This is a genomic window from Nocardia jejuensis NBRC 103114, from assembly GCF_001613145.1.
Taxonomy (GTDB): Bacteria; Actinomycetota; Actinomycetes; order Mycobacteriales; family Mycobacteriaceae; genus Nocardia; species Nocardia jejuensis.
Map to the genome: position 1 here is coordinate 173,629 of NZ_BDBU01000030.1, position 13,206 is coordinate 186,834.

Sequence of the window (13,206 nt, forward strand, 5' to 3'; positions counted from 1 at the left end):
GGGTGACCGGTGACCAACTTCCTCGTGCCCGCGTCGACGCGGATCCGACCGAGCGGCGTCTGAACGTCGTCGATCAGGCGTTGCGGCTGTTCGCCGAGAAGGGGTTCGAGGCGACGACGGTCGACGAGATCGCGGAGGCCGCGGGGATCTCGCGACGGACGTTCTTCCGTCAGTTCCGGTCCAAGGAAGATGTGGTCTTCGCCGATCACGAGTCGCAGCTGGCGCAGGCGCGCGCGTATCTCGATGCGGCGGAAGGGGATCCGTGGGATGCGGTGGCCCAGGCGGTCGTGGAGGTGTTCGAGCGGTTCACCCAGTGGCGGGAGTTGGCGGCGCGGCGGTATCGGGTGGTGCGGCAGGAGCCCGCGCTGCGCGAGCGCGAGATCGTGACGGTGTTCCGCTACGAGCGGTTGTTCACCGACTATCTGCGCGGCCGGTTGCGGGGTGAGTCGGATCTGGCGCTGGTGCAGTTCACGGCGGCGGTGACGGCCACGCACAACTACCTGCTGCGCCGGATGGTGCGCGGTGAGTCCGATGCGAGTGCCGCGGATCTGCGGGCGGCGCTGGCGGCGATTCCGCGTGGCTCCGGCGCGGGGGAGGGCCGGGCGGAGGAGGTGGTGGTCGCGGTGTTTCCCCGCGACATGCCGCCTCGGCAGGTCGCCGATCTTCTGGCGCGTCGGCTCGATACGCTGTGAACCGTCGGCGGTGATCGTCACGGCACCGTCTGATGACACTGCGTGCCACACAACTGTGAGTAAATACGCGCACGTGGCTGCGTTGTTGCGGCGTATACTCGGCTGTGATTGGCACTGAGTGCCGAGGCGATCCGATCCGAACTACCAGGAGACGAACCCCATGGCGGGCAACCCCGATTTCGATCTGTTCAAGCTCGAGGACTTCCACGATGAGCTGCGTGCGGCCATTCGCGCCCTGTCCGAGAAGGAGATCGCGCCCTACGCGAAGGACGTCGACGGCAACGCCCGCTTCCCCGAGGAGGCGCTGACCGCCCTCAATGCCGCCGGCTTCAACGCCGTGCACGTGCCCGAGGCCTACGGTGGCCAGGGTGCGGACTCGGTCGCGACCTGCATCGTGATCGAAGAGGTCGCCCGTGTCTGCGGTTCCTCCTCGCTGATCCCCGCGGTCAACAAGCTCGGCACCATGGGCCTGATCCTGAAGGGTTCCGAGGAGCTCAAGACCAAGGTGCTCGCCGATATCGTCGACGGCAAGATGGCCTCGTATGCGCTGTCCGAGCGTGAGGCCGGCTCCGACGCCGCCTCCATGCGCACCCGCGCCAAGGCGGACGGCGACGGCTGGATCCTCAACGGCTCCAAGTGCTGGATCACCAACGGCGGCAAGTCCGATTGGTACACCGTCATGGCCGTCACCGACGCCGACAAGGGCGCTAACGGCATCTCCTCGTTCATGGTCCACAAGGACGACGAGGGCTTCGTGGTCGGCCCGCTCGAGCACAAGCTGGGCATCAAGGGTTCCCCGACCGCCGAGCTGTACTTCGAGAACTGCAAGGTCCCCGGCGACCGCATCGTCGGCGAGCCCGGCACCGGTTTCAAGACCGCGCTGGCCACCCTGGACCACACCCGCCCGACCATCGGCGCGCAGGCGGTCGGCATCGCGCAGGGCGCGCTGGACGCCGCGATCGCGTACACCAAGGATCGCAAGCAGTTCGGCAAGACCATCGCCTCGTTCCAGAACACCGAGTTCATGCTGGCGGACATGGCGATGAAGATCGAGGCCGCCCGCCTCATGGTCTACACCTCCGCCGCCCGCGCCGAGCGTGGCGAGAAGAACCTCGGCTTCATCTCCGCCGCCGCCAAGTGCTTCGCCTCCGACGTGGCCATGGAGGTCACCACCAACGCCGTCCAGCTCTTCGGCGGCGCCGGCTACACCACCGATTTCCCGGTCGAGCGCATGATGCGCGACGCCAAGATCACCCAGATCTACGAGGGCACCAACCAGATCCAGCGCGTCGTCATGTCGCGCCAGATCCTGCGCTGAGGTTTTCCCGAAAACCTCGCTGATCGAGACCCCTGGAGGCGGCGCTGAGTTCATCTCAGGCCGCCTCCAGGCCGTCATCGGGATTGCCGTCCGGCTCATGCCAGCCGAACACCTCATCGACCGCAGCGCGCGCCCGCTCGTGACTGGACGACACCAGATGCGTGTACACCCGCAGAGTGAAGTCGGGGTCCGAGTGCCCGAGGTACGCCGCGAGCTCCTTCACCGATACGCCGCGCGCCAGCAGCATCGAGGCATAGAAGTGCCGTAGCGCGTGCATCCCGTCGGCCCGTTTGCGGTAGACGAGATCTGCCGAACGAAACGTGGCCTGCCACACCACCTTCGTGAACAGGTCCCTGGTGTACATCCGCCCGTCCTCGCCCGTCACGATCAGCCGCACCGCCACCGGATCGCTATCCACGCGTGCCCACGGCAAGGCCACCTCCACCGGCGGGTACATGCGCGTGCGCGCCGAGGCAGTGTCGTTCCTTGGCTTGGGAATGCCCACGATTCCATGGCGACGCTGTGAACGCGTCCCCCGCGCGGCATCCCGATTCTCGTGGACCTACGATTTCAAGCAGCGAACTTTGCCCTCGTTCGGCGGCCACGATCAGCCGTCCGCTCGACTACCCATCCATTCCTCTCAGATCAAGCTGAAGTCATTTCGGTAACCCATGCAGAAGCAGTTTCGCGGTGATGATCAGCCAGCGCCGAGATGTATGGACCAGGCGCGACCGATTTGCCTTGCAGCGCTTGGTAGTCCGAGAACCGAGCCAACTTGGGCGCCACTACGACGGTCATGGTCTTTGGGTCCACCGCGACGAGGCCGCGGTCGAACAGGCGGTGGATATCTGCCCGTAGGAACACGCCTTCGTCGGGATTATGGGTGGCATGCACTGCGAAGGCACGCAGATGCGCGGCCTCCAGCACGTCCTCAGGGCACGACCCAGTGATCAGACAGTTCCATCCGTAACGTCGGCGTAGTTCTTCGCGGAACCCTGCCTGGCCGTTGCGGACTCGGACCAGTGCCTCGCGATGGCCGCCGACCAAGCGCGGGCGATCAAGGTTCGGCTCAGTCACGATGCACACGTGCTCGCGCTCCAAGAGGAGCTTCAAGCCGTCGATCTTGCATCCGCGGATCGCGTTCTGCTTCGAGCCGGACAACAAGGGCTCAAGGTCATCGACAGAGATCTCGTCTCCGAGAACGCGCCACGAAGCCCCGTAGTTCGCTGTGTACTGCATAACCCGTTCCTCGGACCTGATCGAGGCATCGAACAGATGCCGGCAAGAGCGACACAGATAGGTCGGCTTTTCCACCTTCCGTTCGACGAAATCGGTCCGCTGGCACTGAGGGCAGCGGAATCGGACCTTGATGCCTTCGGCCTTGTCGATGGCGTCGATCCTCGACACCCCGTAGATCGTGCGTGAGGAACGGACGACCACCAGGTCCCCGGCGGCAACCCGCAGATGATTCGCTACACCGCTGTCATAGGCGTAGTGAAACCCCAGCGAGTCCGGGTAGCCCTCGTTGCTCGCGTAGAAACGATCCTCCATATTGCTGAGTAGCGACCACGCGTGCATTCGAACCCCTTACCCGCCAGACAGTTTCGAGACAATCTGCGGGAAGCCTACTGATGCCCACCGACATCACAGTGAAGGTCATTGCCCAATTTGCCTATATAGGTTCAAGGCGCGCCGCGCGGGCGACGGTGCTACGCGCCGCTGCCACGCAGCGACGCGCAACGGGGCTGATGTAGCGTCGCCCCGGCCCGTAGGGCGCGTCGGCAGCACGTAACGCCGAAAACCCGCGCGGCACGCACGGAACCCATGGGCACTTCACCATCGGCACCGAGTCGAGCATCGAGCAGGCCCGAGCCGATTCGATCGGCTGTCCTGCACTCGGCACCGATTCGGTCGGCACTCTCCGCACCGATCGGCTGGTCTGCGATTCGCCGCGGTTGCCGAACGGTGCTGCCGCACGAACTCCGTTCGCTTGCCCCTGAGAACCCCGCTGTCGCAGTCGATCCGATGGTCACCCCGTTCCACCGTTCCGGCGCCGCATCACTTCTCGGTGTTGGTCGCCTGGTCGGGTCTGTCGGTGGTCGTGGTCGTCAGGTAGTCGCTGGCGTTCGGGTGTCCTTCCCTGGGGCGGATCGATCTGCCGAAGGCATACCACTGCCCGGGAGCACTCCCAAGGGCGCTTCGCGTCACTGCGTGATGGGCATGCCCACCCTTGTCCGTGCCCACGGGCAGTGGTACGGGCTGTGCCCAGATCGATCGCCCCAGGGAAGGACGCCCACCATGACCGCCACCGCCCCCACCACCTGCGAGTACGGCCACTGCACCGAGCCCGCTACCGATGTCGTCCAGGCCTTGAATTTCTGCCCCACCCACGCCCAGAAGGAACGCGACCAGAGCCACCCGATCGACTACTTCGGCCGGGACTGACCAGCTGGGGGCTTCGGCCCCCTCTCCCTTCTCGGCCACCGGCAACGACGCCGGACAGCGAGTCGCCACCGACGCCGACTCCAGGCCGCACTACCTCCCCGGTCTGATCGCCGGGGAAGGCTCGCCCCCGGTGCGGATGTCCTTCCCTCCGCATCGGGGAGCGGGCACCAATCCCGATTGCCGAACGACTAAGGCGCGGTGGGTAATCCCCGCCTCCTCATCGGCCTAATGGTTTCGCTCCGGGAGACCGAGTAAAGGACCACCTGCCGGTGTCCGCTACGCGGTGGCTGCGCCATCCTTGACACGCCCTCCCTCCGCAGAGGATGGCCTGTATGAGGAAGCAGGGAGAAGAGCAGTTGGCGGATGGGTCCACGCGGATCGCTGACTTGCACCGAAAAGCGCAGGCGAGATCGAAAGTTCAGTGAAAGACTGGCTCTCGTGACCAACGAGGCGCGGGCGTTTATCTGCCCTGTATGTGGTGTGCCATCGAAGAGCGATGTCCACGGCACGGTAGTTCAGTACGACCCTGAAAATGGACCTCCCGCAGAGTTCGCGTTCCTGCAATGCACACATGGCAAGTGCCAGGCTCCGATCGTGCAGGTCCGTGAGGACTACGGAGATGGGTTCGAAGATGACGCACCCGGGATCTTCTACCCGTCCAAGCGCCGCCTAAATTTCGCAGTCCCTCGCGAGCTTCGCGACGAGTTCGAAGAAGCGCTGACATGTTTTGAGGCGAAGGCGTATCGAGCGACCCTCGTCATGGTCCGTCGCACGCTGGAAGGCACTTGCAAGGATCAAGGCGCAGGCAAACGGACGCTGGCCGAAAATCTGCGGGAGCTCCAGACCCAGGGCAAGATCGATGGACTCCTGGCCGATTGGGCTGATCTTCTTCGGGTAGTGGGCAACAAGGGAGCTCACTTCACCGGCGAGGCGGTCTCAGCGCAGGATGCGAAGGACGCCTTGGACTTCGCCGAAGCGTTTCTCGATCATTTGTACGTTTTGCGTGCACGGTTCGATGAATTCAAGTCACGGCAGAGTAAAAAGGCAAATCCGTGACGCCCAATCTTGCGCGCCGTCAGCAGATGAGTCAGGCCGTCCACAGGCCGTCACGAGCTCCAAACACCGCAGAATCGGGCAGAACTCAGCAGATCTCCCTACCGAGCTTAGAGCTGCAATTGCAGGGGTTTCCGGATGTGCGCGGAACCGGTCGCGAGATCACCCAGATCTACGAGGGCACCAACCAGATCCAGCGCGTCGTCATGTCGCGCCAGATCCTGCGCTGAGGTTTTCCGAACCTCGCTGAAAGCGACTATCCCGGAGGCGGTTCCGAGTTCAACTCGGACCGCCTTCGGGCGTTTCCGGGGCAGGGTCGTTCTCCTACCGGCTCATCGCCGCGGCCGTTTCGGACCGCCGCTGCCGGTTACCTCGCGGCTCGGGTGCCCCCGGAATTCGGGGCAGTCCGTGTTTATGAAACTTCATCATTTCACTCTCTTGGAGGGCTAGCTTTCATCGAACCGACCAAGTGAGAAAGAGGTCTCCGATGACTGCGACCACCGGCGCTCGGCGTCGAATCAGCTGGGCTGCAACAGTTTCCGTGGTGGGAGCGGCCCTGGCGGTCATGGCTGTCCCGTCCGCGTCGGCCCAGGGCCCGCACATCTCCGCGGCCTCGACCGGATCGTCGGCGGGCTCATCGAGCGAATACGACCACTTCGAGATCAGCGGTGGCGTCCAGGATTACTTCGTGGGAAAGACCTACAACCTCAATGCGGTGATGGGCGCGTCGAACATGTACGACACCCCCACGATCAGCTTCTACGACAACGGCAAATGCCTCAGCAGTACCTACCTGGTCCCGACCGGCAACCAGTTTCCCCGTTTCACCAGAATGCCCTGGGTCCCCACCACCGCAGGCTCCCACACCCTCGTGGCGAGATCCGGCTTCGCCTCCAAGCAATTGGTGGTGACAATCCAATCCGCCCCCGCCGGAACGACTCCCGACCCCCAACCCACCTACGACGCGTGCGAAGGCCTCGGTTCGGGCAGCGCGGGATAACTCGACCGGCGACTCGTCACACCGGTCGGTGCGCGGTCAATTGCAGCCAGCGGGTCGGGGCTTCGAAGGGTTCCGATCCGTAGCGGTCGCGCAGTCCGGCGGCGGCGATGGCGGTCGCGGAGGGGAGATCGAGGGTCGGATGGCGTTCGATCTCGCCGCGCAGCGGGGTGCCCCGGCAGAAGGCCGTTGCGCCGGTTTCGGCTGTGGTGCGGCTCGTTCCCCAGATGTACTCGCCGGTTGTTCGCTCGAATCCCGCCGCCGCGAGTTCGCCTGTGATGCGGTCGATGTCGAAGTAGCCGTGGGGCGTTCGCTTGACGAACTCGAGCGGATGATCGGGGGTGGCCGCGCACAGTGCCCGGGTGATCACGTCGGCGACGGCGTTGTTCTCGACCCGGTCCCAGACGTTGAAGGCGAGCAGTCCGCCGGGTCGCAGTACCCGCAGCGCCTCGCTGTATCCCCGAATCTTGTCCGGCAGGAACATGACCCCGAACTGGCACACCACCACATCGAACGACTGATCCGGAAACGGCAGATCCTGAGCGTCGGCCACCTGCCACCGCACCCGTTCGGACCGCACCCGTTCCGCGGCAGCCTCCAGCATGGGCGCGTTCAGATCCGTCGCCACGATCTCGAAACGTCCTGCCTCCGCGAGCATTCGGGTCAGCACCCCGGTCCCGGCGGCAGTCTCGAGAACGTCGACGCCGCCCGCCCCCGCCACCACGTCCGCGAGTATCCGAGCCGGTTCCTCGAAGATCATCGGCACCATCAACGAGCCGTAGATCTCCGCGATCGACCCGGTGAACGATGCGTCCCCGCGCCCACCCGTACTCATGTGCTCGCTTCCGGATCGCGACTCACGGTGGTGATTTTACTCCCGATCGCAGGCCGTGTGCTCGCGGTTTTGCGGCCTCGAACCGTGACTGAACAGCACTGACGCGTCCGCGCCCCATCTCGGCTCGATCCGAGATCCCGTGCCCGCTCTGTCAGCGGCAGCATCGGCCCAACTCTGCCGACACCGCCGACGGAGTCGCGCGCACGCGTCCCTCAGTTGGTCGCGGTCAGCGCCATTCCGGCACCGACTCCGATGATCATCAGCCCCCCGGTGCTTCCGACGGTTTCGAGACGGCGCGGTGAGCGCACGAACCACGACCGAGCCGTCGCCGCCATCAGCACCCAGGTGCCGTCCGAAATCGCTTGCACAGCAAGGAATATGACACCCAGGATCAGCAATTGCGCCGGTAGCGCTCCCTGGCCCGCCACCGTGAACTGCGGAAGCACGGCCCCGAAGAACACGATCGTCTTCGGATTGGTGGCGCCGACGATGAACCCCTGCCGGAACACCCGGCCGCCCTCGACACCCGGAGTGTTCTCCGCCAATGCCGCAGCCAGCCCCTTGCGCTGCCTGATCGTCGAGATACCCAGCCAGATCAGATAAGCGGCCCCGACCACCTTCACGACCAGAAACAACGCAGCCGACGCCATCAACACCGACCCCAGCCCAACCGACACCGCCACCAGCGGCACCAGCGACCCGCTCACCCCACCCGCAACCGACAGCACCGCCGACCGCCTCCCCAACGCCAACGCCCGCCCGATCGCGAACAACACATTCGGCCCCGGAATGACGATGATGATCGAGGCGGCAACAGCGAACGCCGCAGCATGCGAGAGCGACACCATCTCCCGAACGCTAGCCGTCGCGCAGCATCCTCAGTGCGGAATCGCATACGTCCGAACGTCGCTGTCGCACTGCGTGATCGTCTTCGGGTGAGCGCCGGAGCCCGAGTGTTGGAGAGCATTCCGCGCACGGGCTCGATGCGATGGTCCTCAGCATCGGGACCTCTATCTGGAGATCATCAGCCGGTACTGACGACAACCGGGTGGCTCCGTTCCTCCCCCCTTCGGAGGAACGGAGCCTCGTCGGTCAGCTCAGGAATCGCACGGCGTGCTCCACTACCCGTGCGGGTTGCTCGGTGGCTGGGAAGTGTCCGACGTCGGGCATGACCGCCACTCGGAGATCTGTTGCTCGCGAACCGAATTCGGCCAGTGCGCTGATCGGGAACAGGGGGTCGCGGTCACCGGCGAGCACGAGTGTCGGGACGGTCAGCCGGGACCACCGGTATTGTCCGGCGAGCAGTCGCGGGATCTCGCGCAGCAGGAGGTTGCGGTAGTAGCTGACGGTGGCTCGCGCGCGGGCGGGTTCCTCGAACTGCACGCTGAAGATCTGCCGGTCAGTCGACGTCATCGTCGCCGATCGGTATGTCCAGTGCCGCAGAGCCCATTTCGGCATCGCCGAGGAGGCGATCCGCGGACCCAGGACGGGTGCCGCGTTGGCCACTATGTGCCACAGTCGTGGCCCGCCTGCCAGGACCCGTGCGGTCGGACGGAGAAATGGGCTGGCGGTGTTGAGGGCTATATAGCGCTGGACTCGATGCGGATACCGCAGTGCGAGTAGGTATCCGATCAACCCGCCCCAATCGTGCCCGAGGACGTGGAACCGCTCGACCCCGAGCCGATCGAGCAGTCCGATCACGTCATCGGCCATGGTGCCCGGGATGTATCCGTGTGACGGCGCATCGGTCCACCCGAGTCCGCGCAGATCGGGGCAGATCACCCGATAGTGCTGGGACAGTGGGCCGATGACGTGGCGCCACTGCCACCAGTGCTGCGGCCAGCCGTGCAGCAGCACCAGTGGCTCGCCTGCCCCGGCAAGGGCCACATGCATCCGCAGTCCGTCGACATCGACGTACCGATGCTCGACACCATCCGCTATCGGCATTTCGCGCACGACCATCACTCGGCTCCGGCGGCGAACGCGACGATGGCGTCCGCGAGCGCCGCGGGCTCGTCCTCGGGTGACAGCGTGCGCGCGCCGGGGATCCAGTGGATCCGGGCATCGGGATAATCGGCGGCCATCCGATGGGCGTGCTGGGTGGGGAAGAACCGATCGTCCTCGGACCACGCGAGCAGCACAGGTCGATCGAAATCAGCGAAAGTCTCTGCCGTGGAACGCGTATGCCGCTTGTCGAGTCCACGAAGCACGCGACGCAGGTCGTCGCGGATATCGCGGGTCACCGCGACCGGAAGCGCGTAGGAGTCGCTCGCTCGCCGGTCGATCCGGACGCGGCTCAGCCAGCCGTAGGCGATCGGGAGCGCTCGAATCGCCGGAAAACGCAGTGCCGCAGCGAGTATCGCCATGCCCGCGGGTACCCGGGCCGCGAGTTTGAGGTAGGCGAACGTCTTCGGCGGAAAGTTGTCGTAGGCGTCGCACGAAGTGAGCACCATTCGGGCGACCAGATCCGGCCGTCGTGCGGCAACCAATTGGCAGACGACGCCGCCGCTGTCGTTCCCGACGAGTGTCACCGGACCGAGATCCATCGCCTCGATGGTCTCGATGACCAGGCCGGCCAGACCGGGCGGATCCACCGGGGTGCCGGGCATCGAGATTCGGTGGGACCCGAACGGCAAATCTATTGTCACGCAGCGAAATGCGTGTGCCAGCTCGGGAACGACTGCTCGCCAGAGGTTGGCGTTGACCACCAGGCCGTGGATCAGCAGGATCGGATCGCCGCTGCCACGATCGAACACGTGCAATGAACCCGAGGGCAACCGGAGTTCTCGTTCCGTGCCGAGGCTGCTGTCGCGCCAGACGGCGCGGATATCGGTTGAGATGGTCGTCATCTGATAACTCCCCTGAGTCAGTGACAAGTAGGTACCGCTTCAAATTAACAAACAGGCTGCCTGTTTTCAATGGGTCTGGCTACGATGCTCGAACGAGCGACGAGGGGTGACGATGGGTAAGCAGGCCGAACGGTCGGAGTCGACGCGCGCCGGCTTGGTGGCCGCAGCGCGCGCGTTGTTCGCCGAGCGCGGATACGCGGCCGTCGGCACGCCCGAGGTGGTCGAGCGCGCAGGCAGTTCCCGGGGTGCCCTCTATCACCAGTTCAAGGACAAGCGCGATCTCTTCCGTGCTGTCTACGAGCAGATTCAGCAGGAAATCGTCGAGGCTGTGGCCGAGACGCTCGCCGCCGAACGCGCGGGAGATCCGCTGGCGGCGCTGCAAGCGGGGCTCCGAACCTTCCTCGCATCGTGTGTCGAGCCCGAGCGTGTCCGGATCATGCTGGTCGACGCCCCCGCGGTTCTCGGTTGGCAGGACTGGCGTGCCCTGGACGAGAAATACGGCCTCGGGCTGGTGATCTCCGGTTTGCAAGCCGGCATGGACGCGGGTGTCCTGCGCCGCGACCTCTCCACCCGCCCGGTCGCCTTGATGGTCCTGTCCGCACTGGGGGAGGCCGCATTGTTCATCGCCAACGCGGCGGATCCGGATGCCGCGCGCGCCGAAACGGAACCTGCCGTACTCGCCCTGCTCGACGGCTTGCGCGTGTGACGGTATCTGCTCGAAACGCCTGCGCCACAGCGGTTCTCACTCGGTTACGGGAGGCGCACGGCAATGCCGCTCCTGCCGGTGACCACCTCGCACCACGAGCTGTCGGCCATCGGCCGTCCCTGCCCCGCCGGGCAACCCTGTCTGGTCGGATCCGTCAAATCCACTCTCGGCCATCACGAAGCCGCTGGTGGCCTGACCGGATCGATCGAACTGCTTTCGCGCTCAAGCATCGCCACGTCCCGGCGACCCCGCACCGCGACGAACCGACCCCTGCGGAGATCGGCAAGGCCCTCTCGCACCAGGCGGGAGGGCCTTGCCGTGCTGCGGAGCAGCGGTTCGGTGCCGGAGGCTGATGCGGTCCCCTCCACAGCACCAACCCCTGCCGGGTGCGCTCGGAGGTGTCCGGGCGCGCAGGTTCCAGCACTTGGTCAACCCTCTTTTCAGTTCATGAGAAAGTCAATGCGGTCAGGTCGCACCACCGGTGAGACATGACCGCGATTCCGGTATGACTCGCACGACTTCGATGTGCGACAGGTATGACAGAGCAGGGTAGAGCTGGATGGCCAAGGGACAACTCGCGGTGTTCGTGCGGGCGCGACGCGCTGCGCTCGGTATCACGCAGGCACAGTTGGCGGCCTCGACCGGGTGGTCGAAGTCGGCGATCGAGAAGGTCGAGGCGGGCACGCTGACGCCGAGCCTGGAGTTCGTGGGGGCGCTGTTCGACGCGCTGCAGATCTCGTATGTCTATCGCGAGCGCATCATCGAGACGCTGTATCCGGGCACGCTGGACCGCATTCTCGGACCGTCGCGGGATCTGCCGGATGCGGAGGCGCTGGCCGATCTCGAAGACCTGCCGTACCCGTCCGCGTACGTCGCGCTGCCCGAATTCGATGTGCTGGGCGCGAATACGGCGTGGACCGGGATCTTCCCGCAGTTGAGTGCCGGGTCGAGCTTCTTCACCTATCTGTTCGCCGAGCCGGCCTCCCAGTCGGTGCTGGTGGATTGGGAGTGGGCGGCGACCGCCATGGCCTATGTGCTGCGCATGCTGGGGCCGATCTCGCTGCCCGAGGCGGCGATCGCCTCGATCGTCGAACGTTGTTCGGTACACCCGGATTTCGCGCGCATGTACTCCACGGACACCGTCGTCCCCACCGAGCACGATCCGCACCTGCGGGTGGCCGATCCGGAGACCGGGCAGGTTCGGACCTTCCGGATGAAGATCGACAAACCGCATATCCCGCTCAGCTCCTGGGTGACCTATCGGCTGGTGCCGAAGCGCGATCAGCCCGCGTCGTGAGCCGAACGGCCCGCACCGAGAGCCGACTCGGCCCGGGCCGCGGGTGAGGTCCTCACGCGCCCAATACCGGAACTCCCGGCCCCTCGAGATCCGCCAGCACCGCTCGCCGCCCGTAGACGACCAGGCACAGGGACAGCGCGGTGCCGCGGACCTCCGGCCCGTCACCGATGGACAGATCCGTGTCCGTCGCCCGCAGCCGCACCCCGGCCGTCAACTCCTTGGCTCCGCCGAAGAACGCGGGCGTGCCCGCCTGCAGGCGCAGCGCCCGCACCACCGCCTCCTGCGGATAGGTGTGCGCGATTCCCAGCGGGCGCCGAATGTCCTCACCGTGCACGACCTCCTCGGCGAGTCTGCTGTCGCGCGGCGCGGGCGGCGCGGACGTCCGCGAAGCCACCTGCCGCAGCCGAGCCAGGGTCTCCCGCGGTGACGCACCGCGATCGCGTGCCACCGCGCGCACGTTCTGCTCGTCGAAGTCGAACCCCGCCCGCGCCAGCCCGGCCACGAACCCGACCTTCGTCGAGCGCGCCACGCCGATCAGATGCGCGGCCACATCGTGCACCGTCCATCCCTCACACAGCGACTGCTGTTCCCACTGCCAGTCCTCGAGCCGCGTCAGATCCTCGATCAGCGCCGCTCGCTCCGCGTGCACCATCGGCCAGACGTCGTTCTTCACGGGTTCTCCTTCGCTCGGCGACCTGCTCGTTGTGACGCGGTCCGCGAGGAAAACTCATCGGTCGGCTCGCGCCTCATCCGCCGTGCAGCCAGCGATCCTTCAGCGCCCAGTGGTGGTCCCACCACGCCTGGACCACGGCGGGATCCGAATCCGCGGGCGGCGGCGGGGATTCACCGGGGAAGAGCCAATTGCCGTCCGGCGCACCGACTGTGGTCGGGGTTCCGGGCGTGTCGGAGGCGGTCGTCTCGGGCGGGGCCGCCTCGGTGGTGGCGGGCGCCGACGTGGGCGGCACGGTGGTGGGGGCGGCGGCGGTGGGACGGCGCGGGCGTTGCGGAGTGGTC

15 protein-coding genes and 2 pseudogenes are annotated in these 13,206 nt (G+C 65.9%); 9 read left to right on the forward strand and 8 right to left on the reverse strand.

All coding sequences use genetic code 11. The features are described from left to right. Positions 1–2 precede the first annotated feature (2 nt). Both NJ1_RS24715 and NJ1_RS24720 read left to right on the forward strand, forming a co-directional pair. Positions 3–692, forward strand: coding sequence for a TetR family transcriptional regulator (locus NJ1_RS24715; RefSeq protein ID WP_067698435.1), 690 nt, complete (start codon positions 3–5; stop codon positions 690–692). Between the two features lie 160 nt (positions 693–852). Then, positions 853–2,010 carry an acyl-CoA dehydrogenase family protein gene (locus tag NJ1_RS24720; RefSeq protein WP_067698437.1) on the forward strand — a complete coding sequence of 386 codons (1,158 nt, stop codon included), beginning with the start codon at positions 853–855 and terminating at the stop codon, positions 2,008–2,010. 55 nt (positions 2,011–2,065) lie between these two features. Here the strand turns inward: NJ1_RS24720 and NJ1_RS24725 are convergent, their stop codons facing one another. Next, on the reverse strand, positions 2,066–2,515 hold the full coding sequence (locus NJ1_RS24725; protein WP_245717569.1) for a site-specific integrase: 450 nt from the start codon (positions 2,513–2,515) through the stop codon (positions 2,066–2,068). A gap of 140 nt (positions 2,516–2,655) precedes the next feature. Continuing rightward, a complete protein-coding gene (locus tag NJ1_RS24730) occupies positions 2,656–3,588 on the reverse strand; it encodes an HNH endonuclease (RefSeq protein WP_084478754.1) in 933 nt (310 codons plus the stop codon). Positions 3,589–4,308: 720 nt separating this feature from the next. Between NJ1_RS24730 and NJ1_RS39365 the strand changes: the two genes are divergently transcribed. The 4 genes and pseudogenes from NJ1_RS39365 to NJ1_RS24740 all read left to right on the forward strand — a co-directional run bounded on the left by NJ1_RS39365 (position 4,309) and on the right by NJ1_RS24740 (position 6,508). Beyond that, positions 4,309–4,455, forward strand: a complete 147-nt coding sequence (locus NJ1_RS39365) for a hypothetical protein (protein ID WP_157574187.1) — start codon at positions 4,309–4,311, stop codon at positions 4,453–4,455. Between the two features lie 438 nt (positions 4,456–4,893). Beyond that, complete coding sequence (locus NJ1_RS24735; RefSeq protein WP_169813198.1) at positions 4,894–5,511, forward strand: DUF4145 domain-containing protein; 618 nt, start codon at positions 4,894–4,896, stop codon at positions 5,509–5,511. Between the two features lie 155 nt (positions 5,512–5,666). Next, positions 5,667–5,738, forward strand: a pseudogene (locus NJ1_RS40660) (hypothetical protein); the annotation flags it as partial. Between the two features lie 257 nt (positions 5,739–5,995). Then, positions 5,996–6,508, forward strand: a complete 513-nt coding sequence (locus NJ1_RS24740) for a hypothetical protein (protein ID WP_157574188.1) — start codon at positions 5,996–5,998, stop codon at positions 6,506–6,508. Between the two features lie 16 nt (positions 6,509–6,524). On the opposite strand, the gene NJ1_RS24745 is transcribed toward NJ1_RS24740, so the two are convergent. From NJ1_RS24745 to NJ1_RS24760, 4 genes are all read right to left on the reverse strand, one after another. Next, positions 6,525–7,340, reverse strand: coding sequence for a class I SAM-dependent methyltransferase (locus NJ1_RS24745; RefSeq protein WP_067698446.1), 816 nt, complete (start codon positions 7,338–7,340; stop codon positions 6,525–6,527). Between the two features lie 212 nt (positions 7,341–7,552). Then, complete coding sequence (locus NJ1_RS24750) at positions 7,553–8,188, reverse strand: LysE family translocator (RefSeq protein ID WP_067698448.1); 636 nt, start codon at positions 8,186–8,188, stop codon at positions 7,553–7,555. Between the two features lie 244 nt (positions 8,189–8,432). After that, the gene (locus tag NJ1_RS24755; protein ID WP_067698450.1) at positions 8,433–9,302 is read right to left on the reverse strand and encodes an alpha/beta fold hydrolase; all 870 of its coding nucleotides are present in this window, start codon (positions 9,300–9,302) and stop codon (positions 8,433–8,435) included. Beyond that, positions 9,302–10,189 carry an alpha/beta fold hydrolase gene (locus NJ1_RS24760; RefSeq protein ID WP_067698452.1) on the reverse strand — a complete coding sequence of 296 codons (888 nt, stop codon included), beginning with the start codon at positions 10,187–10,189 and terminating at the stop codon, positions 9,302–9,304. The genes NJ1_RS24755 and NJ1_RS24760 overlap by 1 nt, the downstream gene beginning before the upstream one ends. A 112-nt stretch (positions 10,190–10,301) precedes the next feature. Between NJ1_RS24760 and NJ1_RS24765 the strand changes: the two genes are divergently transcribed. The 3 genes from NJ1_RS24765 to NJ1_RS24770 all read left to right on the forward strand — a co-directional run bounded on the left by NJ1_RS24765 (position 10,302) and on the right by NJ1_RS24770 (position 12,192). Beyond that, the gene (locus tag NJ1_RS24765; protein ID WP_067698454.1) at positions 10,302–10,895 is read left to right on the forward strand and encodes a TetR/AcrR family transcriptional regulator; all 594 of its coding nucleotides are present in this window, start codon (positions 10,302–10,304) and stop codon (positions 10,893–10,895) included. Between the two features lie 63 nt (positions 10,896–10,958). Continuing rightward, a complete protein-coding gene (locus NJ1_RS41050; RefSeq protein WP_084478760.1) occupies positions 10,959–11,387 on the forward strand; it encodes a hypothetical protein in 429 nt (142 codons plus the stop codon). A gap of 67 nt (positions 11,388–11,454) precedes the next feature. Then, positions 11,455–12,192 (forward strand): helix-turn-helix domain-containing protein, encoded by a 738-nt coding sequence (locus NJ1_RS24770; protein ID WP_067698456.1) that lies wholly within the window; start codon positions 11,455–11,457, stop codon positions 12,190–12,192. Positions 12,193–12,244: 52 nt separating this feature from the next. Here NJ1_RS24770 and NJ1_RS24775 read toward each other — a convergent pair whose 3' ends face one another. Both NJ1_RS24775 and NJ1_RS39790 read right to left on the reverse strand, forming a co-directional pair. Then, positions 12,245–12,844, reverse strand: coding sequence for a maleylpyruvate isomerase family mycothiol-dependent enzyme (locus NJ1_RS24775; RefSeq protein WP_067698505.1), 600 nt, complete (start codon positions 12,842–12,844; stop codon positions 12,245–12,247). Positions 12,845–12,938: 94 nt separating this feature from the next. After that, positions 12,939–13,206 (reverse strand): annotated as a pseudogene (locus NJ1_RS39790) (hypothetical protein); the annotation flags it as partial.